Origin of the sequence: Caldithrix abyssi DSM 13497 (assembly GCF_001886815.1) — a bacterium.
Lineage (GTDB): Bacteria > Calditrichota > Calditrichia > Calditrichales > Calditrichaceae > Caldithrix > Caldithrix abyssi.
This window is the reverse complement of sequence record NZ_CP018099.1, coordinates 3,389,564-3,415,800: the sequence shown is the minus strand read 5'-3', so window position 1 is coordinate 3,415,800 and position 26,237 is coordinate 3,389,564. Positions and strand designations below refer to the sequence as shown.

Annotated in this window: 19 protein-coding genes; 16 read left to right on the top strand and 3 right to left on the bottom strand. The window is 44.7% G+C overall.

The features are described 5' to 3' along the window. Nucleotides 1–705, bottom strand: coding sequence for a glycerophosphodiester phosphodiesterase (locus tag Cabys_RS13315; protein ID WP_006926604.1), 705 nt, complete (start codon nt 703–705; stop codon nt 1–3). Nucleotide 706: 1 nt separating this feature from the next. Next, entirely contained in the window at nt 707–1,339 is a 633-nt protein-coding gene (locus tag Cabys_RS13310; RefSeq protein WP_006926603.1) for a CDP-alcohol phosphatidyltransferase family protein, read from the bottom strand. A gap of 250 nt (nt 1,340–1,589) precedes the next feature. On the opposite strand from Cabys_RS13310, the gene Cabys_RS13305 reads away from it, so the two are divergent. From Cabys_RS13305 to tsaA, 4 genes are read left to right on the top strand one after another with little or no spacing between them, the layout of a single operon-like run. Continuing rightward, nucleotides 1,590–4,532 carry a hybrid sensor histidine kinase/response regulator gene (locus Cabys_RS13305; protein WP_006926602.1) on the top strand — a complete coding sequence of 981 codons (2,943 nt, stop codon included), beginning with the start codon at nt 1,590–1,592 and terminating at the stop codon, nt 4,530–4,532. A gap of 12 nt (nt 4,533–4,544) precedes the next feature. Further along, nucleotides 4,545–6,428, top strand: coding sequence for an ASKHA domain-containing protein (locus tag Cabys_RS13300; RefSeq protein WP_044280929.1), 1,884 nt, complete (start codon nt 4,545–4,547; stop codon nt 6,426–6,428). 9 nt (nt 6,429–6,437) lie between these two features. Further along, nucleotides 6,438–7,463, top strand: a complete 1,026-nt coding sequence (locus Cabys_RS13295) for an alpha/beta fold hydrolase (RefSeq protein WP_006926600.1) — start codon at nt 6,438–6,440, stop codon at nt 7,461–7,463. Continuing rightward, the gene (tsaA, locus tag Cabys_RS13290; RefSeq protein ID WP_006926599.1) at nt 7,460–7,954 is read left to right on the top strand and encodes a tRNA (N6-threonylcarbamoyladenosine(37)-N6)-methyltransferase TrmO; all 495 of its coding nucleotides are present in this window, start codon (nt 7,460–7,462) and stop codon (nt 7,952–7,954) included. The genes Cabys_RS13295 and tsaA overlap by 4 nt, the downstream gene beginning before the upstream one ends. Before the next feature lie 101 nt (nt 7,955–8,055). Here tsaA and Cabys_RS13285 read toward each other — a convergent pair whose 3' ends face one another. After that, the gene (locus Cabys_RS13285) at nt 8,056–8,499 is read right to left on the bottom strand and encodes a BrxA/BrxB family bacilliredoxin (protein WP_006926598.1); all 444 of its coding nucleotides are present in this window, start codon (nt 8,497–8,499) and stop codon (nt 8,056–8,058) included. Nucleotides 8,500–8,796: 297 nt separating this feature from the next. Between Cabys_RS13285 and Cabys_RS13275 the strand changes: the two genes are divergently transcribed. The 12 genes from Cabys_RS13275 to aroF all read left to right on the top strand — a co-directional run bounded on the left by Cabys_RS13275 (nt 8,797) and on the right by aroF (nt 26,230). Then, nucleotides 8,797–9,825, top strand: coding sequence for a sensor histidine kinase (locus Cabys_RS13275; protein WP_006926597.1), 1,029 nt, complete (start codon nt 8,797–8,799; stop codon nt 9,823–9,825). Then, the gene (locus Cabys_RS13270) at nt 9,818–10,393 is read left to right on the top strand and encodes an ATP-binding protein (protein WP_006926596.1); all 576 of its coding nucleotides are present in this window, start codon (nt 9,818–9,820) and stop codon (nt 10,391–10,393) included. Before Cabys_RS13275 ends, Cabys_RS13270 begins: the two co-directional genes overlap by 8 nt. Nucleotides 10,394–10,518: 125 nt before the next feature. Further along, nucleotides 10,519–11,676, top strand: a complete 1,158-nt coding sequence (locus Cabys_RS13265) for an acyl-CoA dehydrogenase (RefSeq protein ID WP_006926595.1) — start codon at nt 10,519–10,521, stop codon at nt 11,674–11,676. Nucleotides 11,677–11,895: 219 nt separating this feature from the next. Further along, nucleotides 11,896–12,645: a biotin--[acetyl-CoA-carboxylase] ligase gene (locus Cabys_RS13260; RefSeq protein WP_169833717.1), complete on the top strand. Its 750-nt coding sequence runs from the start codon at nt 11,896–11,898 to the stop codon at nt 12,643–12,645. Then, nucleotides 12,545–13,408 carry a type III pantothenate kinase gene (locus tag Cabys_RS13255; RefSeq protein WP_150109216.1) on the top strand — a complete coding sequence of 288 codons (864 nt, stop codon included), beginning with the start codon at nt 12,545–12,547 and terminating at the stop codon, nt 13,406–13,408. The genes Cabys_RS13260 and Cabys_RS13255 overlap by 101 nt, the downstream gene beginning before the upstream one ends. 320 nt (nt 13,409–13,728) lie before the next feature. Beyond that, nucleotides 13,729–15,525 carry an IS1634 family transposase gene (locus Cabys_RS13250; RefSeq protein WP_006926703.1) on the top strand — a complete coding sequence of 599 codons (1,797 nt, stop codon included), beginning with the start codon at nt 13,729–13,731 and terminating at the stop codon, nt 15,523–15,525. A 124-nt stretch (nt 15,526–15,649) separates the two neighbouring features. Continuing rightward, nucleotides 15,650–18,604 carry a sensor histidine kinase gene (locus tag Cabys_RS13245; RefSeq protein WP_150125337.1) on the top strand — a complete coding sequence of 985 codons (2,955 nt, stop codon included), beginning with the start codon at nt 15,650–15,652 and terminating at the stop codon, nt 18,602–18,604. Between the two features lie 6 nt (nt 18,605–18,610). Continuing rightward, the gene (gene mutS / locus Cabys_RS13240; RefSeq protein ID WP_006926590.1) at nt 18,611–21,265 is read left to right on the top strand and encodes a DNA mismatch repair protein MutS; all 2,655 of its coding nucleotides are present in this window, start codon (nt 18,611–18,613) and stop codon (nt 21,263–21,265) included. 339 nt (nt 21,266–21,604) lie between these two features. Then, on the top strand, nt 21,605–22,846 hold the full coding sequence (locus Cabys_RS13235; RefSeq protein ID WP_006926587.1) for an IS110 family RNA-guided transposase: 1,242 nt from the start codon (nt 21,605–21,607) through the stop codon (nt 22,844–22,846). Nucleotides 22,847–24,408: 1,562 nt separating this feature from the next. Then, nucleotides 24,409–24,729: an HU family DNA-binding protein gene (locus Cabys_RS13225; protein WP_006926586.1), complete on the top strand. Its 321-nt coding sequence runs from the start codon at nt 24,409–24,411 to the stop codon at nt 24,727–24,729. Nucleotides 24,730–24,763: 34 nt separating this feature from the next. Beyond that, entirely contained in the window at nt 24,764–25,177 is a 414-nt protein-coding gene (gene ruvX, locus Cabys_RS13220; protein ID WP_006926585.1) for a Holliday junction resolvase RuvX, read from the top strand. 18 nt (nt 25,178–25,195) lie between these two features. After that, entirely contained in the window at nt 25,196–26,230 is a 1,035-nt protein-coding gene (gene aroF / locus Cabys_RS13215; RefSeq protein WP_006926584.1) for a 3-deoxy-7-phosphoheptulonate synthase, read from the top strand. Nucleotides 26,231–26,237 lie beyond the last annotated feature (7 nt).

Genomic DNA, 26,237 nt, shown 5'->3' with positions numbered 1-26,237 from the left:
TTATTTGATCAGCACATCGGTGATGATGCCATTAAAATGCTGGTTAACCATTTCTTTAAAGACCGGTTCGTCTTTAATCGTCCAGATGTAAACTTCTTTTTTTAGACGGCGGGAAATCTGCAAAAAGCGTTCGCTAACCAGGCGGTAGTGCGGATGCCAGGCGTCGGCTTTAACGATTTTATCGATGTAACGATGAACCAGGGAAAAATTGCGAAAGAGATAGCCGGTGCGGATTTCCGGGAATTCTTTTTTAATCACGCGTAAAAAATTGGGACTAAAAGACGAAAGCCATATCTGGTCTTGCATGTCGTGCTGTTTAACATCGTGAACGATGGCCCGAATTAACAGCACATTGTTGGTAAATAGATTTTTAATATCAAGATTAATGGGCACGGTGTTTTTAAAATGGGCCAGAAATTCGGAAAGAGTGCAAATATTGTCCTGGTATCGGTAGGCGATGTGATTAAAACGCAGTTGCTTGAGTTCTTTTAACGGACTTTTACGTACCGCTTTAATTTTTCGGAAATGTCGCCACAACCAATAGTCATGAAAGAGAACGATTTCGCCGCTGCCACACATCCGTAAATCCACTTCCAGAGCCGAAGCGCCGTGTTCCAGGGCCAATTCGCAAGCCTTAATGGTGTTTTCGGGCGCTAAATTTTTCGCGCCGCGATGGGCGATGATTAAGGGTTTTGATTCATTCATTTTAAACAAATTTGTAATTAATGGTACTCAGCACAACAAAAAGTGTGAGTAAAAACAAAACCAGCCAGTAAATCAGCTTTGACCAGCGATTTGTGAACAGAATTTTTTGTCCGAGCAACGCATAGGAAATACCGGAAACCAGAATGACCCCGTAACTGGCAACAATGGCTATTTTAGCCACAAGCGGAGCCCAGCCCGTTAAATACAGGATGCCCGCTATCGAAACAATGGTGGTATTTAACTTGCCCCAGAAATTTGCCGGGGTGGGATGCCCCAGTTTTTTTGCGCAGGCGGCGCCCAGGATAAGGATTAGAATATCTCGATAAATTAAATAAACCGCCAGCGGCAGGGGAAAATCACGGTAGATCACCAGCAATATCAAGCCAATCCCAAGATCGATCTTATCTGCAAGCGGATCCAGAATTTGCCCCAGATCGGTAACCTGATTGAGACGCCGGCTAAAGAATCCATCCAAAAAATCGGTGCTGGCGGCAATCAAAACAAGAATAATCACCATGTTGTGTGCAAAAGGCGTATCGAATCGAATATAATAAGCAATCGGTAATATCAGGAGCAGGCGAAGGAGACTGAGAAGGTTGGGCACATAAAGAAACTCTTTAGGTTTAATCTGCATAAAATCCTGCCTTTTCAGTTTCAAAAATTATAATCTAATAAAATAACTTAAAAATTTAAAAGAGGCAAAAATATTTAAATTAAAATTTTTCAATCAGTTTAAGTAGAAATTTATGCATAAAGTTCTTATATTTAAAAAGAAAATGACGAAGGATTAAATTGACCTTTGGGTTAAAAACGAAGGAACGTTTTTTTACATTTCATGGATGGATGTTTTAATCAGCGACCTTTAAATCCATGGAAAGGATTATATGAGGATTAAATCCGTAGAAATTACCGGATTTAAAGGTGTAGCGGAAAAAGCTCGTTTTAATTTCGATGCTGCGAATTTTTCCCCGGTTTTATTTGATGCGAAAGAGCAGACCGCTCTCCTAATTTATAAAGCCGTTTTTGGTATTATTTTTGGTTTCACCGAAGAGCAAAAAAAACGATTTCGATCGGAAAACAAAGCCATCGGAACATTTACCGGGCTGGTGGAAATTCAGCTGGATAATGAAGAGTATTTAATAGAAAGAGATTTCGAAACCGACTTTGTAGCCTGTGTGGCGCTGCGCGGGAGTCGAATGCACACCATTTATCAAGGTAAGGATATTATAACCAATGGATCGCACAAGGCCTATCTGGGTACCATCAAGAATTACGCTCCGCAACTAATAGAATCCATCAATCACGCTTTTAAACAGATTGCAACGCTGAAGGCCGGGCATAAAGTTGCGCCATCTGCAGAACAAACCAGATCAGCGGAAAGCCCGCATTCCAATATCTATTTTTTAAAAGTGGAGAGTTCCGCTGCGCCAGAGAGAAAAAACAATGTCCTGCTGGAGAAATATCCCCATTTATTCTATGAGATTTTTAATAAAGCCAACGACGCCATCTTTCTGTGGAAGCTGAACTCAGATTTAACCCCGGGAAGGTGTATTGAAGCCAACCGGGCCGCCTGCGAGTTAACCGGTTATTCGTTAAGCGAGCTAAGAATGATGACTTTTTTAGACCTGAAGCCGAAGCTGGAAAGAGAACGCATTCTCGATTTGATGCAGCAATTAATTTCGCGCGGGCGGTTGTCACTCGAAACCGTTAATCTAACAAAAGACGGGCGAGAAGTTTTTGTGGAAATTAACGCCCACACTTTTTATATCGAAGATCAACGTGTTATCCTGTCGGTTACGCGTGATATCTCCCAAAAAAAGCATTTTGAAGAAGAAATTTTAAAGTCGAACATTAAATACCGGGCTTTGTTCGAAAACGCCAGCGATGCAATCTTTTTACTTGATCGGACGAAAATCATTGATTGCAACCAGACGGCGTTAAACTTATTAAAAGTCGAAAAAAAGAATTTAGTGGGAAAAGCTTTTGTCGATATTTGCCATAAAATTCGAACAACCGGCAGTTCACAAAATAAAGAAAAAACTCTGAAAAATATTTTAGAAATCGTTTATGCCGGTCGCAAAAAATCGTTTAACTGCACTTTTTTTAGCAAAGACAGGCAAAAAATCGAGGCCGAAGCCCGCCTGGAATTACTGGATCTCAGAGGGCAAAAATATGTGCAGGTTATTATCAAAGACCTGACGAAAATTAAAGAAACGCAACGCGCCCTGCTTAAGAAAAACTTACAATATCAGAATTTTATCCAGAATTCGCTGGTAGGCATCTGGTATGTTGAATTCAAAAATCCAATTTCCGTTAAATTGCCTGCCAGGGAGATCGCCAAAAAAATCTTTTACGAAGGCAGATTTGTTGAAGTGAACGACGCTCTGGTTAAGATGTACCGTAAAAAAAGCGCAAAAGAGATTATCGGGCAGCCGCCTTCGGTTTTCAGCATCGACCATCAAAAGAGCCTGAAAAACCTTACAGAATTTGTACAAAACGACTTTCGCATGGAATTAAAAGAGACCGTGGAAAAGGCTGGCGATAAAAAACAAAGCTACTTCAATAACTCTTATTTTGGCCATGTTGAAGACGGAGCGCTGCAATGGATGTGGGGGCTGCAAATTGACGTAACGCACCAAAAAGAGCTCGAAGAGCAGTTTCTGCACTCGCAAAAGATGGAAGCCATTGGCATGCTGGCCGGCGGCATTGCGCACGATTTCAACAATATTTTAACCGTGATTAACGGCTATGCCGATATGCTGTCGCGGCGCATGAAGGCCGATGATCCGTTGTTCAAATACATCGCCCAGATTCGTCAGGCAGGCGAAAAAGCTTCCAATTTAACCTCGCAGTTGCTGGCATTCAGCCGCAAACAGGTGTTCCAGACGCGGAGCATCAACCTGAACCAGTTGATCAAAGGCATGATCTCCATGGTGCAGCGCATTATCGGTGAGCATATTGAAATTGTTACGCGTCTGTCCAGTGATTTGCGCGCCATTCGTTTTGACGAAAACAAGATTGAACAAATCATTTTAAACATGGCCGTTAACGCCAAAGATGCCATGCCGCGCGGCGGTAAGCTTTTCCTGGAAACGCGCAATGTGACGCTGGATGCCGCTTATTGCGCCAAGCGTCCGGAGTTCAGAGAAGGAGAGTACGTGCTTTTAACCATCTCCGATACGGGCGTGGGAATCGAAAAAGAAACCCTGAAACATATTTTCGAACCGTTTTTTACCACCAAAGAAAAAGGCATGGGAACCGGCCTGGGACTGGCCACCGTTTACGGTATTGTTAAGCAGGCCAATGGTTACATTACCGTGCAAAGTCAGGTGGGGCAGGGCACCACTTTTTCCATCTATTTCCCGACGATCAACAAGATGGAAGTGATCCTGGAAAAAGATGACGATGACGATTTAATCTTGTTTGATGACCTGCGCGGAAACGAAACCATTCTGGTGGTAGAAGATGACGCCACGGTGCGCCAGGTGATCGTGGAAACATTACATAATTACGGCTATCGGGTGCTGGAAGCCATGGACGGCGCCGAAGCGCTGGAAATTTTTGCTCTCAGCGCAGACCAGATCGATTTGATCGTTTCCGATATTGTAATGCCGCGCGTAAACGGTATCGAGTTCCATCTGCGAATTTTAAAAACCAATCCTCTTGTTAAATTTATTTTTATCTCCGGCTATTCCAATGTTGAAATTTTAAAAGACGCAGATTTAAACAGCGTTGAATTTGTTCAAAAACCATTTAAATTGCAGGAACTGGTCAGGCGTGTCAGAAAAGTTTTAAATTACTCCAGAGAAAGCCTGCCAACAGATTAAGACCAATAAAACATGTCGGACATTATGGCCGCAGAAAGAATCGTTTTTCTCAAACTCCTGCCGGAGAAGGTGGAAATAGCCGTTAAAAAAAACAGCGTGTTCGCGCAGGCTCTGGCCGGGGCCGGAATTCGGCTACAGTTGCCGTGCGGCGGCGCCGGAATTTGCGGCAAATGTAAGATCAAATTTGTAAAGGGCGCGCCACAGCCCGTCATTATCGAAGAAACCCTTTTAACCAGCCAGGAAGTGCAAAAAGGCGTTCGCCTGGCGTGCATGACCAGAGTCAGCGCCGATGCACAGGTGCTCGTCCCCGACTCTTTGAAATTAGAATCGTTTGCCGTATCCGCTCGGCCGCAAATCAAGCAAACAGAATTCGCTCCTTTAGTCCGTAAATTGCATGTTAAGCTGCCATTAGACCGCTTACTTAATGAAAAAAGCGACGCTGACTTACTTAAAAATCATCTCGAGCAGGAGGCGGGATTACCAGAAGTTACGATTTATCATGCGGTTTTGAGTAAGATCCCTTCTGCCATCCGTCAGCGGCAGGGCGAGGTGACCGTTACTCTGTTTCAGACGCAGGTGATCGACGTGGAAGCGGGCGACACGCAGAGCAGCAATTTTGCCCTGGCTCTTGACCTGGGCACAACCACGGTAGGCCTTTTGCTCATCGATTTGTGGACAGGGCAGACTCTGGATTATGCCGTTTTCCCCAATCCGCAAATTTCTTTTGGCGCCGATTTGATCTCCAGAATCGGTTACGCCTCTCAGGGGGCTGAACGGCTCAGCGCGTTAAAACAGGCAATTCATGAAAAACTTACCGAAGTGATTGAACAGCTTTGCCTGCAGCATCAAATTTCGCCCGCCAATATTTACCTGCTGATGCTCGCCGGAAATACGGTAATGACGCAAATATTCTGGGGAATTACGCCCAGATATGTGGGATTGTTTCCGTTTAAGCCCACCGTTTCCCAGGCGCTTTTGCAGTTCTTTTTTAACCTGTTTCCGGGAAGGCTGACCCTGCCCGCGGTCTTTAGCTTTCCGCTGATCGGCGGTTTTGTGGGCGGCGATGCGCTGGCTGGAATGATGGCCGCTCCGGTTAGGCCCGGCCGAGAGAAGGGCCCCGCCCTGTTGATTGATATCGGAACCAACTGCGAAGTGATCCTGCAAAAAGGGACGGAGGCGCTTGCGGCATCGGCGCCGGCAGGCCCCGCCCTGGAGGGGGCAAACATTTCTCAGGGAATGCGGGCCGTTCCCGGCGCGTTGATCGAGATTCGCCGCGACGGAGATCGAATGCGCTGGCAAACCATTGAAAACGAACCGCCGGCTGGAATTTGCGGCAGCGGTTTGTTTCACATCATTCATTATCTGACAGAAGAAAAGGTCATCACCGAAGACGGCTTAATCGATGCCGACCATCCCAGGGCCTTCTGGCGCCAGCGCATACAGCTTGCGGAGAATAATCTTGCGCAAATTTTATTGGTCTCCACAGATGAAGGCGCGCTTCAGGACATCTTTTTAACCCAGCAGGATGTGCGGGAATTTCAATTGGCCATCGGGGCAATCAGCAGCGCCTGGTGTCTGCTTTGTCGGCAGTTGCAGGTTGAACCAGCGGCGATCGAACGGATTTTTGTGGCCGGAGCCTTCGGAAATTTTATTCGCCCCGAAAGTTTAATTCATCTGGGCGCCATTCCTGCCGTTTCCGGAGAGCGAATTAAATTCATTGGCAATGCCTCTCTGGAGGGGCTTAGGCAAACCATCCTGAATGGGCAGCGGTTTGAGGAATTGAAATCTGTTAGCCAGAGCGTTCAATTTGTAGAACTGGCCTCCGATCCTGGTTTTCAGGATGTTTTTGTGGAACACTTAAAACTTAAAAAACGTACGAACCCTTTCAACAAGTAGGTGATTGTCATGCTTCGATATCGATTGATTGCGTTTGGCCTTTTTCTGGTTCTTGGCCTGAACCTGTTAATGGCCGGTCAGCAGCGTTTTGCCTATCTGGGCGATTTCAAACTGGAATCCGGCGCGGTCATCAAAAATTGTAAAATAGGCTACCGGACATTCGGGCGTTTGAATTCCGCCCGCGATAACGCCATTTTGTTTCCTACCTGGTTTGGCGGGACCAGCGAGCACCTGGGCCGCTTAATCGGGCCCGAAGGTTTGATTGACAGCACTCGCTACTTCATCATAGCGGTGGATGCGCTGGGCAATGGCGTTTCCAGCTCGCCGTCTAACAGCCCGGAACAGCCAGACGAAAAATTTCCGTCGTTTACCATTACGGATATGGTGCGTTCCCAATACCGCTTGCTCACCGAACATTTACACATAAACCATTTGTTCGCGGTGATCGGCGGTTCCATGGGCGGCATGCAAACCTTTGAATGGATGGTGCGCTATCCCGACTTCATGAAAAAGGCAGTCCCTTATGTGGGCACCCCGCAGTTTTCTTCCTATGATGTTCTTTTGTGGCGCCAGGCGCTGGAAATTTTAAACATCGGCTGGAAGTACCGCGTGCCTGCCGATTCGGTTCGCGCTCTGCTCAAGGCCCTGATCGCCTTAAACGCCAGAACGCCCGAATGGATCGTTGAAAACTGGACGGTAGATTTTGTTAAACAGCGCTTTGAGGCGTTATTCGACGGTGAACCGTCCACTTTTACCAATCGCAACTTTGAAGCGCAGGCCAGAGCCATGCTGCAACACGACATCAGCAAAATTGAAAACGGCGACTGGCAAAAGGTTGCCCGGCGCGTAAAAGCCAGAGTTTTGATAATCAATGTGGAAACGGATCACATGGTAAACCACAAAGCGGCCGTTCGCTTTGCACAATTAATAAATGCTCGCACGTTTACGCTCAATGATCCTTGCGGTCACCTGGCCATTGGTTGTCAGCTTAAAAGAGTATCTGCTGTTATTAAACAATTTTTGGAGAATGAATGAAGGGAAAAATAGAAAAAATTTGTTACACGCCAATCGGATATGTGCATAGCCCGCATAGCGATCCTTCTAAAACGCCCATACAACCCATCTACGCTGGTGGTTTTAAAGGTTATGTGGAAGTTTTGCCGGAATACGTTGACGGCCTGGATAAACTGGAAGATTTTTCGCACATCTTTTTGATTGTACACATGCATCTGAAACAAGAAACCAAACTAAGAGTCAAACCCTATTTGCATGACCGCGAGAAGGGCATTTTTGCCACGCGTTCTGCGGCGCGTCCAAACCATATCGGTTTAAGTCTGGTTCGCCTGGAAAAAATCGAAGGCAACAAAATTTGGGTTAATGATCTTGATTTGCTGGATGGAACGCCGGTGCTGGATATCAAACCGTTTACGCGCGAGCTGGATAGCCGGCAGAATACGCGCGACGGATGGGTGGAATTGATTGACCGCGAGAAGGCTCGAAAAAAAGGCAGGCGCGCCGACCACTGAATACAATCCAGCTAAAAAAAAACTCCCCGCAGCCGTAAACTTTGGGGAGTTTAAATGAAATGCGATAGTACCGTCTAACACACCTTGATGCCGTTACCGATTTATTTGCAATAGACGTCAAAAATTTCTTTGAGGTCTTCTGCTATTTCTTCCGCCGGGCTCCCTTCAATATGGTGGCGCGGCATAAAGTAAATCGGTTCGCCGTCTTTAAAAAGAGCGATGGAGGGCGAAGAGGCGGGATAGTTTTTGATGCGTTTGCGTACGCTTTCCACCGCATCCAGATCGACGCCGGCAAAACAGGTGCCAATTCGGTCCGGTAGTTTGTCATGGCCTAAGGCCAGTTTGAGCGCTGGTCTGGCGCTTCGGGCGGCGCAACCGCAAACCGAATTGATAAACACCAGCGTGATACCTGGTTGTTGCAGTGCATGGTCAATTTCTTCGGCTGTACGCCACTCTTCCACGCCTGCCGATGTTACTTCTTCGCGTAATGGTTTGACCATCTCTTCGGAATATCTTGGGGCGCGGGATATATTTAATGTCGTCATTATTACCTCCTTTGTGGGTTTGATGCATGTTTACATTGAAAAACGATGGACGGAAGGGATTAATTCCCGGTGGAAGGGATTCCGGCTGCCCACCAGTCATTCCCGCGAAAGCCAACCAGTCATTCCCGCGCAAGCGGGAATCCTTTCACCTTGCAGGGGATTCCGGCTCTCGCTGCGCTCGGCCGGAATGACTGCCCGCTCGAATGAAAGCCCGCAGAAAGCCGCTTATTTTTTTCTAATTAAAAAAAAAGGATAGCCGATAACAAGGTTAACACTTAATAATCAGTGGGAATCTTTATGGCAAAGGACGAGATATTTAACGAAATAGAGTCTAAAATGTTAAACAAGATTAAATTAAACGTCAAAGAATACGATGAGCTTTACAGAAAAGGCCTGGATCTGATTAAAAAGATGCCAAACAGCCAGGAATTGTTGATTTCCATTTTAGAAGAATATGAAGAACGGCTGGATGAACTGCCGCCCATCGATATCCAGGTCGAAAATCTTGAGAATTTTGATGAAAAGCTAAAAGAAAAGATCAAAGCGCTTATTTTATTTGGAACACAGGCCGCCCTGCTTAATGAAAACGCCAAAATGCATCATCAGTTGAGAGTCGTCAATCAAAAATATAAGGATCTGATTAGCGTGGTCACCCATGAATTCAAAAATGCCTTAACATCCATTTACGGTTATAACCGGATTTTAAAAAAAAGAGTGGAAAACCAGGATTACGACCGCTTGCTCCCCATGATCGATAACATCGATCGGCTGACAAAAAACCTGTTTACGATGGTTGACACCCTGCTTAATATGTCCTTAATCGAAGAAGGGAAATTATCCCTGAATCGCCAGATATTTGATTTTATGGAAGATGTAATCACGCCGTTAATCAATGAGTTTGAACCGCAATTGAAAGAGAAAAATCAAAAGATCGTACTAAAAAAGAGCGACAAAATTTTGTACAATGGCGATTTACACTTGTTGCAGGTGGTTTTTCGAAACCTGATCATGAACGCCTTGCAATACGGAGACGAAGATTCCGAAATAGAGATCGACTTTAATAAGGGGGAAGACTCGCTGGAAATTTATTTTCTGAATTATGGAATGGGCGTTCAGAAAGAACAGATTCCGCATCTGTTTGAAAAGTTTTCAAGATTTACTAAATTACAGGGCCGGCATAATGTGGGTATCGGTTTGTACACCGTAAAAAACATTATTGAACTTCACGGCGGCAAAATCACGGTAGAGTCTAACCCGGGGGAGTGGATAAAGTTTATTATAACCCTTCCCTTAACCTTGCAAAGGATGGAAGCACAAAATGGGTGATATCGTCCGTTTTCACGTTCCCTGCAAAATTGAATACACGAACATGGTGGAAGATTTTTCCGAACTGATATCCAATTATTTGATGATCGATCCGGACGAGAGAAAAAAAATTGCCCAGCATTTACGCGCGGTGATTAATGAGGTGTTTATCAATATTGTGAACCACTCCAACACCTCGGCGATTGATGAAATGGTACGCTTCCAGTTTGAGATGGATATGAACTTTATCGTCATCTCCATTTTTGATTATGGGCCCGGCTTCCAGGCCGAATCTCACTACCCGCCGTATCCTCCCTATTTGTTGGGCAAAAAGTATCCTCTGAACAGGGTGCTGGACGGGTTGGTGTCCTACAAAATTTTGGATCCTTTCACGGTTTCGTTCATTTTTGAAGAAAATATTGGTTCGGAAATAGATTTTGAAAACAAGGAACACATATTGCGCGATCATGGATTAGGGTTATCGATTATCACCAAATTAATGGATCAGGTGACCTATAGTTATCTCGGAGAAGGACGTTTTGACTGGAAGCTGGTCAAACAACTTTCCGCCTTTCAAACCAAAGAATAACTTCGCCCTTCTTAAAAAAAATACGGAAAATATCGCAAAAAGAGTGAAACTTTCATTTGAATGTATTATATTTATGATGCAGTTTATTTTGTCACGATCATATTGACTTAACAAAGGGGGAGTCCATGAGTAATTCTGCTTTTCAACCGTTGACGATGCTGAGCGAAGATGAACAGATGCTGTTCGATTCCGTAAAATCTTTCGCCGAAGAACGGATTAAACCTTTATCCCGGGAAATGGATGAAAAAGGACAAATGGATTCGGCCATTATTAAAGAATTTTTTGAAATGGGGCTGATGGGTATTGAAGTCCCCGAAAAATTCGGCGGCGCGGAATCCAGTTTTTTTATGGCCATTCTGGCAGTGGAAGCGTTAAGCGCGGTGGATCCATCGGCAGCCATTGTAATTGACGTTCAAAATACTCTGGTAAACAACGCCATCCTGCGCTGGGGAAGCGATCAAATCAAAGAAAAATATTTGCCCCAGCTCTGCAGCTCCAAAATTGGTTCGTACGCTCTTTCCGAAGCCGGTTCGGGCAGCGATGCTTTTGCTTTAAAGTGCCGCGCCGAAGATAAAGGCGATTACTGGCTTTTGAACGGTCAAAAGTTATGGATTACCAATGCCGCCGAAGCCGAAATTTTTATTGTCTTTGCCAATGCCAATCCCGAAGCCGGTTACAAGGGAATTAACGCGTTTATTATCGAGCGCGATTTCGAAGGCTTTTCTGTGGGTAAAAAGGAAGACAAATTGGGCATTCGCGCCTCGTCCACCTGCGAGTTGATTTTAGAAAATTGTAAGGTGCCCAAAGAAAATGTGCTGGGAGAAGTGGGCAAAGGGTACAAAGTAGCCATCGAAACCTTAAATGAAGGCCGAATTGGCATTGGCGCTCAGATGATTGGCGTTGCTCAGGGAGCGCTGGACGCCGCCGTTCAATACACTCAGGAAAGAGAGCAGTTTGGCAAAGCCATCGCCACATTTCAGGGCGTGCAGTTCCAGCTGGCTGAAGCGGCCACCGAACTGGAGGCAGCCAGACTTCTGGTGTACAACGCCGCGCGATTAAAAGACGCCGGACAAAAGTTTATTAAAGAAGCCGCCATGGCCAAATATTTTGCTTCGCAGGTGGCGCAAAAAATTACCTCGTTGGCCATCGACTTGTTCGGCGGATATGGCTTTACCAAAGAGTATCCGGTGGAAAAACTGTTCAGAGACGCCAAAATCGGCACCATTTACGAAGGCACCTCCAACATGCAGTTGATTACCATCGCCAAGCAGCTTTTAAGTTAAAAGATGGTTCTTCGGAACCATCTTTTATCGCAGCAAATCGTTTACTGGATTTTGGTCAATAATTTTATTACTTTTTAAGACTTCAAGGACGAAGGATGCTCTGGTAAAGAATTACCTTATTTAATTAATTCAGACAGGATTCCAGTAATGTTAAATTGCGATATCGTAAGAACAAGATTAAAAACAATGATTCTCGGGCGGAATCTATATTGTTTTCAGGTGATTGATTCGACCAATGCCCACCTGTTAGGCCTGGCCCGCGATGGCGCGCCGGAAGGCACGGTGGTTTTGAGCGAGTTCCAGACGGCCGGCCGGGGCCGAAAAGAGCGCAGATGGTTCTCCAGTAAAGGGAAAAATTTATTGTTGAGTATTTTGCTGCGTCCCGAGCTGGAAATTGAATATGCCCAGAAAATAACCCTGGCCTCTGCCATCATTCTGGCCAATACCATTGACCAGTATCTCAAAAACAAAAATTTGCCGCCTGTGGATATTCGTTTTAAGTGGCCCAATGACCTGCTGGTTAATAATCGCAAACTAAGCGGTATTTTAGCCGAATCCATTTTGCAGGATAAAAAGATTGTCGCCCTTGTGCTGGGCGTGGGAATTAATCTCAACGAAATGCCAGAAGAGCGAGACCCGGCCATCAGGGACCTAGCCGTCTCTTTAAAGGAACTAACCGGCGCGGACATCGATCGAGAAGATTTTTTGTGCCTCTTTCTGGAAAATTTTGAAAAGGATTATGAACGATTTGAACGGACGCTGTACCGCCAGGTCATAGACGAATGGAAGCAGCGTTGTAATCAGTTCGGGCAAAAGGTGCTGTTAGAAACGCCTTTTGGAGAACAGGAAGCCATAGTGCGGGATATCAATGACTCGGGCTTTCTGGTTTACGAGGATATGGCCGGCAAGCTACATGCGCTGGTTACAGGTGAAATTATTAGTGGGCATAAAGATGCTTCTGGCTTTTGATATTGGCAATACGCACACGGTTGTGGGCCTTTTTAAAAAAGAGAAACTGGTAAATCACTGGCGGCTGGCTTCCGAAAGAGCGCGAACCGAGGACGAACTGGCCGTATTGTTGCACCACTTTTTTGAACATGCTAAAATAGATCTGAGCTCGATTTACGGCGTCTGCATCTCTTCGGTGGTGCCGGATTTAACGGAGGTGTATCAATATTTTGCGCGTCGTTACTTAAACTACGAGCCGCTGATCGTTGACGCTACGATCGATCTGGGAATGAAGGTGCTCTACAAAAATCCGGCGGCGGTGGGCGCCGACCGGTTGTGTAACGCCGTGGCCGGAATCAGCAAATACGGTAAACCCTGTATTGTGGTCGATTTTGGCACGGCGACCACCATCGATTGTATCGATGCCGACGGCAACTACGAGGGGGGAATTATTTCGCCCGGAATTGTAACTTCGATCGAAGCGTTACATTTAAAAGCCGCTAAACTACCCAGAGTGAATTTTGAGTTTCCTGAAAAAATGATTGGTCAAACAACCGAAGAAAGCATTCAAAGCGGTATATTCTGGGGATCGGTATTTTTGATTGAAGGATTCGTCAAAAAACTAAAAGACGAGCTGGGAAAAAAAACAGTCGTCGTGGCGACGGGCGGGCTGGCTAAAAAAATCGTTGAGTACACCGAGGTCATCGATTATGTGGATCAATACCTCAATCTGGAGGGCATGTACCTCATTTACCAGCGTAATAGAAAAAGCCGTCAGCTCTGATGTATGCTATGCTTTAAAATAGCGCTTTGTGTTTGCCGCTTCAGGTGGAAGAAAGATCGGTAATTGTAATTACAAAGGTAAAAATATGAGTGGCCGGAAAAAAATCTTAATCATTCATCGCAACAACATCATTCAGGAGCGGATTGCCCGCTATCTTAACCCATCTTGAACAAAATTTAAGCCCAAATCACCAAATTTCCACCTTCGGTTTTTGTAAGTTATTGGTTTTTTTGGATCGAGTTTTCGAGATGTCGTTGTAGTGCCCCATACTATATTGGTTTCCCCCTTGACTTAATTGACTGATATGATTATATTTGAACATGTTTATTAAAGAAGTCACAAAAAAGAATAAAGGGTACGATAAAACCTTCGTTTACCATCAATTGGTCGAATCCTATCGTACTGAAAAAGGCCCAAGACAAAGAAAATTGCTCAACCTGGGCAAGCTTACCATTCCTAAAGACCAATGGAAAACACTTGCCAATCGCATCGAAGAGATCATAAGCGGACAAACTTCACTGATCGAAGTGGATGAGCAAATTGAACAATTAGCCCAGCGCTATGCCTCGCTTTTAATTCAAAACAAACTAAAACAAGAAAAGGTAGAAAAAAAAGAAAGCCCACAGGAAACCGAGACCATTTTTACGGGCTCTGTCAAATTCAGAGATGCTCGCAGTATAGGAGGCGAATACATCAGTTTGATGATGTTAAGAAAGCTTAAGTTCAATGAACTTTTAAAAAAGCTGGGCTTTAAGGAGAAGGATATTAAACTGGCCGAACTGTTGATCGTTGGGCGCCTGGTGCACCCCTCAAGCGAATGGGCGACCTTACGCTGGGTCAAAAAGCAAAGCGCCATCGATGAGCTTTTAGAGTTAGACCTTTCAAGACTTTCTCACAATAAACTTTATCGAATTACGGATCAATTATTAGAACATAAGGACAAAATCGAGAATGGTTTAGTAGAGCAAGAGCGTCTGTTATTTTCCTTGCAGGAAAAGATCATCCTGTACGATTTAACCAATACGTATTTTGAGAGTAGCCGTACCAGTGAACTCAAGGCTCGCGGACGTAGTAAAGATAAGCGTCACGATATGCCCCTGGTTACTTTAGGCCTGGTATTGGATGAGGATGGATTCCCCAAGGAGAGTCGTCTTTTCTCTGGCAATGTTTCCGAACCAGAGACTTTGTCTAAAATTCTGGATACGATAGGCGGCAAAGTCAGGAAATTGATTATTTTAGATGCCGGGATTGCCACAGAAGAGAACTTGCAACTGATCACAAAGCGTGGACACGACTATCTGGTTGTCTCACGCAGTAAACCGGAAATCGAGATCGAAGAAAATGCTTTTAAAGAGATTAATCACGATCAACGCCATAAAGTGGAAGCCTATCTTTACCGTAAGGATAAAGAGCTTTATTTATACTGTCGCAGCGCCTCAAGGCAAAAGAAAGAGGAAGCCATTCGACAATTTCATCAGCAGCGCTTTGAGGCGGAGTTGAAATATGCGGCGGAGAGTTTGCACAAGAAACGAGGCACGAAGAAATATCCCAAGGTTTTAGAACGCATTGGCCGCATAAAGGAACGTCATGCAAAGGTGGCCTATTTTTATGATATTACGGTTGAGCATCACAATGGTATCGTGACAGAGATCAGCTGGAAGATAAAAGATGAGCAAAAGATGGATGATCGATTTTCCGGCACGTATTATTTACGGACGAGTCGTCTGGATTTAACGGATCGTGAGATTTGGCAGCTCTACATCAGTTTAACGGATGTGGAGGATGGATTTCGCTCGTTGAAGAGTGAATTAGGCTTAAGGCCTAATTTTCACCAGAAGGATAAACGCATTGAAGGGCATATTTTCATTTCGATTTTAGCCTTTCATGTATTGATAAGTCTTCAAAAACAATTACATGATGCAGGCGTTTATCATCGCTGGACAACCATTCGTGAATTACTTTCCGTACAGCAGCGAGTAAGCGTGGAGATGAAAACGCAGAAAGGAGATTTATTAGTTATAAGAGATACGACCGAACCGGAGGCGATCCATTATTTAATGGCGCAGGCATTTAAGATCAAGCCCAAGCCATTAGGTATGAAAAAGATAAGAATTTAAATATTGTAGTGGTAATAAAAAAGAACGACATGTTGTTTTTAAATAACTTAAACCGTTTTAGTGTTCAAGATGGGTTAAGGAGATCGGTTTTTCCGTCATTATTCCTCCCAACACGTTAGAGGTGTTGAATCTTACCAAATCTATGAAACCGGATCTGATATTGTGGGGCGCCGCTTTGACCGCATCGGCCAAGGATATTATCAGGAAAATCAAATCATTAAAAGAAGGGCGATTGATTTCCATTATCGTAATGATCCCGGATGTGGAGCTTTTCGAACGCCTGGAAATCAAAAAACTGGGCATTGACGACACCATCGATCTTACGCCCAATTTTAGCGAATTAAAAATCAAGATTATGATCCACATGGAATTGCGCGATAAAATCCTAAATTATGAGCGCAAAATGTGGGATCTGCAAAAAATTGTCGAACTTCAATATTCCATCCTGAGTACCAACGACGTTTATAAATTAGGTGAAGCGATTAATCATTTTATTCAGTTGGTGATCGATCCCGATTATCTCGTTCATTTTATTTACGACGTTAAGAAAAAGGATTATGAATTCAGCGCCGTAGTATCGCGCAATCGATTGGAAACCAAAATAAAAAATGAACTGTTGAGCATCCCGTTCTGGCAGCAGTATTTTTTAACCCATCCCAACTTAAAAGCCGAAAAATTATCGGATGAATATGTTGTTAATTTTTTGTCAACCATAGGAATTGCGGCAAGAACCTACTACCAATTTCCATGGAAGATCGGATCGAAAGTGTTTGGCCTTATTCTCATAGGAATTAAGAATGATACGGAGTTGAGCCGGGACCGATTTAACGAACTGCTTTTTGTTTCGAATATTGAAAAGGCACGCGTATCGGAAATATTAAAAGGCGAGACCACTGTCGAACGGCCTGACGACACCACCGAAATCCGCTACCTGTTCAAACGCATGAACGAGGACAAAGTAGCCCGACATTTAAACCAGCAATTACTTGAGCATTTGAATGGCGATATTAGCATCTTCTTTAATTTTCACGAAGGCTTCAGGTTTTTATATCCCCAGTACTTCTTTGAACCGAATGGCAGCGCGCCCTCCATTCAACAGGAAAAACCGCCCATTATTCTGTTAAAAGATTACCCGACCATTGAAAAGTTTCTGGATTCGGATATTTCCAGCTATGTGGTCAACTTTGATCAGTCAGGGATTGCTGATGTAAAAGAAATGTTAAAAAACGTTACCGGCAAAGAATTTAAACGCGGCATTCTGTACAACTTGAGAATCGGAAGCGAGAAAAAGGGCCTGATGATCGTGGCTACGGCCAGAGAAGATCATCAATTTGCTCCCGATCAGATCATGGAAAGCGAAGAGTTAATAGCCAATGCCACCGCCGTGCTGGAAGAGAGCCGCATCGTTAAACAGGCGCAAAAAACATTAAAGCAACTGGACCGTATTTTTGAACTGGGCAAAGAACTGACGCTGGAAAGCGATATTAACGAGCTGTTAAATAAAATTGCCACTGCCATCCGCCGAACGCTCGGCTGGAATATTGTCATTCTCGATCAGGTCGATCCCTACAGCGGTCAAATCAACAACGTTTGCTACTATGGCGTTACCCCGGCCTCTTATGAAAAGATAAAGGCTGCTAATCAGAACGGATTTTTTACGAGTTTGATCAATAAATCGTTTAGAATCAGCAATTCCTATTTCTATGATCATCAGCTGAGCAAAGAAAACATCACTCCGGAAGACCAGTTGCAGTTTCAGCTCTCCTTAGGGCGTGAATGGAATGACGATGACTGGCTGATCATTCCCATTCGCAGTAAAGGCCGGCATCTGGGCTACATTGCCGTTAACGATCCGGTCGATCGCATCCGGCCCGGAGAGGATCGCGTACGCAGCCTGGAGTACTTTGCCAACCAGGCGGCCGTGGTGCTGGAAAACGCCAAGCTTTATCTCGATCTGAAAAATTCCGAAGAAAAATACCGCCTGTTGGCCGAAACCATGACCATGGGCCTGGTAACCTGCGACTTTAAAGGAAAGATCATCTATATCAATAAAAGCCTGGTTTCCATCTTAAAATACAAAGATCAAACCGCCCTGCTGGACCAGAGTTTTTATGATTTGTGTTCGCTGAAAAAACGGGCTGAGTTTGAAAATCAAATTTCCAAACTGGCCCGAAAGAATCTGTCCGCCAGAGAGCTGGAAAAGCTCTCGCGCGACGGCATCGAAATTGAATTGATGAGCAATGACAACGAGTACATCCCCTTCCGCATTTATTTAACGCCCTATTACGAAAACATTAAAAAAGCCGGTTTTATCGGCGTGCTGGCCGACCTGAGGCCGCAACGCAGGCTGGAACAGTTAAAAGCCGATTTTAATTCCATGATCGTGCACGACCTGAGATCGCCTTTAAACATCATTCAGGGCTACATCGATATTGTGCGCAATCAGGTGGTGGGCAATGTAACCTCTGAACAGGCCGAACTTTTGAGCATTGCCAAAGAAAATGTGGATAAAGTGCTTAAATTGATCGACAACTTCATGATCGCCTCCAAATTGGAAGCCGGACGCTTTGAATTGAATATTGAGATCAATTCCATCAATGCCTTAATAGAAACCGTGTTTAAACACTACCAGATGCTGGCCCGCAAAAAGAATATAAAAATGGAATTGGATCTGGACGAGAATATCTCCTTTTTGCAATTTGACCGCCTGCGCATTGAACAGGTGTTAAATAATTATCTGAGCAATGCCATCAAATTTACCGGGCCAGGCGGCAAGGTAACCGTTTCCAGCCGGCTGGTCAAAGAGAAAAACGAATTAACCGACGAAGAGATTATGGCCGTTCATGTGGCGGTTAAAGACACGGGAGTGGGCATTCCCCCCGAAGAGCAGGATAAAGTTTTTAATAAATACGAACAAACAGAGGCCGGTAAGGATGCTTCGTTAAAGGGAACCGGCCTGGGACTGGCTATTAGCAAAGAGATTATTTCTTTACATAACGGTCGCGTCTGGCTGGAAAGCGAACCAGGGAAGGGGAGTACATTTTACTTTAGTTTACCCATTATTCCAGTTAAAATTTAATTGATTATGAAAAAGGGAAAAAAGAAAAACGAAAATAAGACCACGCCTTTAATGGAGCAGTACCTGCGCATTAAGGCCGATTACAAGGACGTTTTGCTGCTCTACCGTATGGGCGATTTTTACGAAACTTTTTACGAAGACGCCAAAATTCTTTCCAGAACGCTGGGGATTGCATTAACCAAAAGGGCGCACGGCAAAACGGCCGATGTGCCGCTGGCCGGATTTCCGTACCACGCGCTGGACAATTATTTACCGAAACTATTAAACGCCGGTTTGCGCGTTGCCATCTGCGAACAGGTAGAAGACCCCAAAACGGCTAAAGGCGTGGTAAAACGGGAAGTGGTAGAAATCGCCTCGCCTGGCGTCACCCTTTCGGACAAACTGCTGGATAGCCGTTCCAACAATTACCTGGTGGCCGTGCATCTGGAAGAAGATATCTGTGGAATAGCTGTGGCGGATGTTTCTACCGGCAGCTTTCTGGTGGCAGAGTTCCCTGCGCAAAACCTGCTTGAGCAGCTTATTCGTTACCAGCCGCGCGAAATTTTGGTGGCCGCCTCCCGGCTGGATGCCCTGCAAACATTAATCGCCAACCATCTCAATGCCCTGTTGACCAAACGCGAGGACTGGCTTTTTGATCGCAACTACATGTACGAGTTATTGCTGCAACATTTTAAAACCCATTCATTAAAAGGCTTTGGCGTGGAAGACATGCAGGCTGGCATTATTGCGGCCGGCGTGGTCATCCATTATTTGCAAGAAAATTACAAAACGCGTCTTGAACATTTCATCCATTTACAGCGCGTCAATCTCTCCAGATACATGGTGCTCGATGAAAGTACGCGCCGAAACCTGGAAATTTCTGAATCCATCTCCGGCGGCGGCGTGCGCAATACTCTGTTGCACTTCATCGATTTTACCATAACGCCCATGGGCGCCCGGCTATTTAAACAGTGGATTCAACAACCGCTGCTGGACATGGAAGAGATCAATCACCGGCTGGACATTGTTAGCGAATTGGTAGGTGATGCGCCATTAAGAGAGCAGTTGGCTGCGGAATTGAAGCAGATTTTCGATACGGAACGCCTGTTAGGGAAGATTGTCACCAATCGCGCCAATGCCCGCGACGTGCTGAACCTCGGCCAGTCGTTAAAACAAATTGTGCCCATAAAAGCGATCATCGATCAAACAACCTGCGACACGTTAAAAGCGCACTTTCAATCTTTTCAAATTCTTGATTCGCTCACCGAAAAAATTGATCGGGCCATTGTGGAAAATCCGCCGATCACCCTGCAGGAAGGTGGTATCATTCGGGCCGGCTACCATGCCGAGCTGGATGAACTGCGCGCCATTTCTGAACAGGGTAAGGACTGGCTGCTGGCGTATCAGCAAAGAGAACGGGAGCGCACCGGCATTTCGACGCTGAAGGTTAATTACAACAAGGTGTTTGGTTATTACATCGAAGTGACCAACGTGCATAAAGATAAAATTCCGCCAGAATACGTGCGAAAGCAGACCCTGGTCAATGCGGAGCGCTTTATCACTCAGGAACTGAAAGAGTGGGAAGATAAAATTCTGGGCGCAGAAGAAAAGATCAACGAACTTGAATACCGCCTGTTTCAGGAAATTAGAGAAGAGGTCGGCCGCTACGTGGAGCCCATTCAGTTAAACAGCCGGTTGATCGCCGAGCTGGATTGTTTTTTGAGTTTAGCTCAAGCGGCCATCGAAAACAACTATGTGCGGCCGGAAATAGACGATAGCAGGGCGCTGGAAATTCGCGAAGGACGCCATCCGGTGGTGGAGAAGACCCTGCCGCCCGGCGAGGATTTTATCGCCAACGACGCCTACCTGGATCCCGATTCGGAGCAAATCTGGATTATTACCGGCCCTAATATGGCCGGTAAATCTACCTTTTTGCGTCAGGTGGGATTGATTGTGCTGATGGCTCAGATCGGTTCGTACGTGCCGGCGGCAAAGGCGCGAATTGGTATTGTAGATCGAATCTTTACGCGCGTGGGCGCCTCCGACAACCTGGCCTCAGGCGAGAGCACGTTTCTGGTAGAGATGAACGAGACGGCCAATATTTTGAACAACGCCACGCCGCGCAGCCTTATTTTACTCGATGAAATCGGTCGCGGCACCAGCACATTTGACGGCCTGTCCATTGCCTGGGCCGTGGCCGAATACATTTACCGCGAGCCGCGATTGCGCTGTAAAACCCTGTTTGCCACCCATTACCATGAGCTGACCGAGCTGGCGCTGCTTTATCCGCGCATCAAAAATTACAACGTGGCGGTGGAAGAGTGGAAAGATCAGGTGATCTTTTTACGCAAGATCGTACCCGGCGGATCCGATAACTCATACGGGATTTACGTGGCGCAGATGGCCGGTTTGCCCGCGCCGCTCATTGCCCGGGCTAAAGAGATTTTAACCAATCTGGAAGCCAATGAACTTTCGCCCACCACACGCAAACCGCGTTTAGCCATGCGGCGCAGCGGACGCACGTACGACGCCAATCAACTAAGCCTTTTTGACGACCGGGAAAAAGAGGAAAAAGAAACGGGCAAAAAGGTGAAACAGGAATTAAAAAAGGTCGATATTAACAACCTGACTCCCTTGCAAGCACTGCAAAAGCTGGATGAGTTGAAAAAACTGATCGAATGAGCGTTGACAATCGGCAAGCAAAAGAGCCTGGGGATTAGAATACTTCCTTCGTAGCATCTGTTGCACCATGGCGGGATTGGTTGAATGGTTGAATAGTTGGATGGTTGAGTAGTTGAATGGTCGCCGGCCTGTCATTCCTCTTCTCGCATTTGCCCAAAACTGGCCAGCGCAGGAATCACTTACACCGTTGGAAATAACTCTGAACGCTCAACTTCCCCCTCTCCCAGACTTTTATTCTGGGAGAGCTTACTATATTATAGTTGTCAACAAAAGGATGAAAGAAAAGACTATACTCCTTAAATTGTAAGCTGATTTAAAAAAAAAGAAAGGAGCATAGTCATGGGGAAAATAAACAAAAAAGAGAGAAAATTCAACGAAGAAACCTTATTAGTTACAGTGGATATAGGCAAAAAATTTAATTACGGTTATGCACGTACAAAAGATGGTCAGGAGTTAGAAGTGTTTAAGTTTTTTAACACAGGTAAAGGATTCGAATATTTTTTAAAAAAAGTAGAAAGCTTCAGAGCAAAGACCGGTCTTAAGAATTGTTTATTTGGCCTGGAATCCACTGGCAGCTATGGGCTTGCGCTCATTCATTATCTACATCGAAGGGGCTATGAGATTGTACAAATAAATCCGATGCATACCAAGCGCCTGAAAGAATTAACGGACAATAGTCCCAATAAGACAGATAAAAAAGACCCAAAGGTCATAGCAGATATAATAGAATTAAACAAATATTTAACAGTAATCATCCCAGAGGGAATTTTTGCGGAATTACGCGAATTGGTTCATTTAAGAGAGAAAATACTTGAAGATCTACGAAGGAGTTATAATCGAATTGAGGGACAGTTATTTAAGATATTTCCGGAATTCTCTCAGGTCATGAGAGATTTAACTACAAAGACTTCACGTTATCTTTTGGCTCATTATACTTTACCTCAATTCATATTGGATTTAGGCTTAACAAAGCTAACAGAGCTAATAAAGTCAGTAAGTAAAAACCGATTAGGTGAAGAAAAGGCCCTTGCTTTATATGAAGCTGCTAAGATGAGCGGAGGCATCAAAGAAGGAACCCGGTCCATTGTAATGGAGATCAAGATACATCTTGATCAGATAGATCGTTTAGAATCTTATCAAAAGTCACTAAAGGATGAGATAGAGAATTATTTAAAAGAAGTGCCATACAGCAGGAACATATTATCCATAAAAGGGATAGGACCCATAATCGCAGCCATTTTAATAGGAGAGTTAGGAGATATCCGCAGATATAAAAGTTATCGTGAGTTAGAGAAGATAGCGGGATTAAACCTGTATGAAGTCAGTTCTGGCCAACATAAAGGTAAACATCACATAAGCAAACGCGGTCGGAGTTTATTAAGAAAAGCTCTTTTTTATATAGCCATCAATGCAAGTAGAGGTATCTTACAAGAAGTTTATCAGGTACATAAGGAGAAAGGGATGGCCAGCGCCAAGGCTTTAACGGCGTTATCCAGAAAGATATTAGCCATTATTTTTGCATTAGTAAGAGATGATAGTTTCTACATAGAAGGCTATAAAAAATCAAATAAAGCAGCCTAAAAGCAACAATTTGAGATATGGCGGGAAGACCTTCGGCCCCCCCATAAAGGCATACAGATAGTATGACCTTCGGTAAGAGAGCAAAAAAAGGCTTCCCGTCATATTTACCTTAGTTCCGATTAAGTAAGATAAGAGCTGTTAAAATACAGACTCTCGAATATCAGGGTAGAACAAGGTAAAATATCTCAAAAAATAGGCGAAAAAGTTATCCACAATAATTAACATATTAAAAAGAAAGGAGTTAGGTGTGTAAAAAATGAGTTATCCACATATCCACACCCTCTACAGTTATTAACATATTGTTAATAACTTTATTATTAAAATATTTGACTATAATAAATCAGGGGGCCAGGGGGTGAGGGCCACTCCGGGCAATGCCTGCCATTGTTGGGCAGAAAAAGTGTCAGAGTATAAGAGTGTAAGAGGCTCGGGTCTGCCCTAACAAATTCAAATTTATGAGCTAATGGACAGCCTGGAAATATCTATCACCGTTGGAAATAACTCTGAACGCTCAACTTCCCCCTCTCCCAGACTTTTATTCTGGGAGAGAGGGCCAGGGGGTGAGGGCCACTCCGGGCAATGCCTGCCACCGTTGGGCAGAAAAAGTGAAAGAGTATAAGAGTTTAAGGGGCTCGGTTCTGCCCTAGCAAACTCAAATTTATGAGTTAATGGACAGCCGGGAAATATCTATCACCGTTGGAAATAACTCCGAACGCTAAACTTCCCCCTCTCCCAGACTTTTATTCTGGGAGAGGGGGCCAGGGGGTGAGGGCCACTCCGGGCAATGCCTGCCACCGTTGGGCAGAAAAAGTGTAAGAGTATAATAGTGTAAGAGTTTAAGGGGCTCTGTTCTGCCCTAACAAATTCAAATTTATGAGCTAATGGACAGCCTGGAAATATCTATCACCGTTGGAAATAACTCTGAACGCTCAACTTCCCCCTCTCCCAGACTTTTATTCTGGGAGAGGGGGCCAGGGGGTGAGGGCCACTCCGGGCAATGCCTGCCACCGTTGGGCAGAAAAAGTGTCAGAGTATAATAGTGTAAGAGTGTAAGAGGCTCGGTTCTGCCCTAACAAACTCAAATTTATGAGTTAATGGACAGCCGGGAAATATCTATCACCGTTGGAAATAACTCCGAACGCTCAACTTCCCCTGGCAATTTAATTTTTAACATTCTTTGCTCTCTGTGGTTGCTTAAAATAATTTGTTTATTCATTTTCTGCGATGATTGTAATCTGCGAGAAAATACTTTGCGCGCGTTACGGTTGATTTTGGTTGCGGCCTTAGTTAAGGTTAGCGGCTCCATCCATAGAGCTGCAGGAGCGGGACGGATTTGCGCATTTTTTATTTTTAAAATTTCAGTTCGAGCGACCTGATCCGCCTTTAAATTCAGGCCAAATTCCGACGAATAAAGCAAAAAAAGCGTCTATTAAAAGTTAAATTCAATATAATTAATAAATTTTAAACTTTTGATCTTGATTTGCAAAAGAATTAATTGTATTTTCAGAAGAAGTAAGAGTTAATAATTTCAAAAGTTTAATGGGTATTTGGAGGTAAGCTTTATGAAGACGGTTACGAAAAAAGATGTAGCCAAAAGGACAGCGCAGGAATTAAATGAAAAAATTTATACTGCCGAAAAATTTGTGGATGCGGTTTTTACGGTATTGCGCAAAATTCTCAGCGAAGCGGATCCGGAGGTGAGAATAGAAATTCGTGATTTTGGCGTGTTTGAAGTGAAAAAAACAAAGCCAAAACCAAAAGCAAGAAATCCTCGCACTGGCGAAATCATCTATGTGCCTGCCCGTCGAAAAACCCATTTTAAGGCAGGGAAACTTTTAAAAGAAGTTCTTAAAGAACCCCTGCCGCCAGAAGAAGACCAATAATCAGGAGAACACACAAGCCTGATTTTTAAGATACATGGGTAAAATTTTAGGTCTGGATATTGGAAGCAAAAGGGTGGGTGTTGCTGTAAGCGATGAACTGGCTTTTTTAGCCCATCCTTTAAAAACCATAACCTGGAAAGGTTATAAACTATTTGTCGAAGAAATCCAAAACCTCATATCTGAGCAGTCCGTCACAAAAATTGTCGTCGGCGTTCCTTATACTCTGGAAGGAAATGTCTCTAAAAAGACAGAAGAAGTTCTGCGTTTAATCAAAAAATTACGCAAAAATGTTTCGATCCCGATTATTGAAGTGGATGAGAGTCTGAGCACCAAAAGAGCACACGATGTTTTGCATCGTGTGGGTAAAAAACCAAGTAAAAAACGCCAGACAATCGATCAGATTGCGGCGGTTTTTATTTTGCAGGATTATTTGGATTCGATTCGTTAATTTTAGGAGGAGAACCTTATGGTTATCATGATGGAAAAAGAGGCAACGGAAAGCCAGATAGAGCACGTTATCGAGTTCCTCGACGAGCGGGGATTCTCAGTACATAGATCAACCGGTGTTGAGCATATTGTTTTAGGCGTCATTGGCGACGTCTCTAAACTGGATATTCGCGATCTCAAAGTTCTTCCGGGGGTGGCAGACGCCTATCGAATATCGGTGCCTTATAAAATGACCAGCCGGCAGTTTCAACACGAAAATACGGTAATTAAAATAGGCGAGGTGGAAATTGGCGGCGACGAGGTGGTGGTTATTGCCGGCCCCTGCTCGGTGGAATACAAAGAACAGACCATGATCATTGCCGAGCATGTGGCCCGTGCGGGCGTAAAAATTTTGCGCGGCGGCGCCTTTAAGCCCCGTACGTCTCCTTACTCGTTTCAGGGGTTGGGCGAAGAAGGATTGAAAATTTTGCGGGAAGCAGCCGATAAATACGGCCTGCTGGTCATCACCGAAGTGATGGATAAAGATCAAATAGGCATGGTAAGCGAATACGCCGATATCATTCAGGTGGGCGCCCGAAACATGCAGAACTTCTCTTTTATTCGCGCTCTGGGCAAAGCCAAAAAACCGGTCTTTTTAAAACGCGGTATTGCCGCCACCATCGAAGAGTGGTTGATGTCGGCTGAATACATCCTTTCCGGCGGAAACAAAAACGTGATTTTATGCGAGCGGGGCATACGAACCTTTGAAACCTACACCAGAAATACGCTGGATCTTTCGGCCATTCCGGTGGTCAAAAAATTGAGCCATTTGCCCGTTTTTGCGGACCCCTCGCACGGGACGGGGATACGTAACAAGGTCATTCCCATGGCCCGGGCAGCCATTGCGGCCGGCGCGGACGGCATCATGGTAGAGGTGCATCACGATCCGGAGCATGCCTTATCCGATGGCGCGCAATCTTTGTATCCGCAACAGTTTGCAGAATTGATGGATCAAATTCGCGTCATTGCAGAGGTGATTGGCCGTAAAATTGCCGATAAAAGAGATTCTAATTGAAATTAAT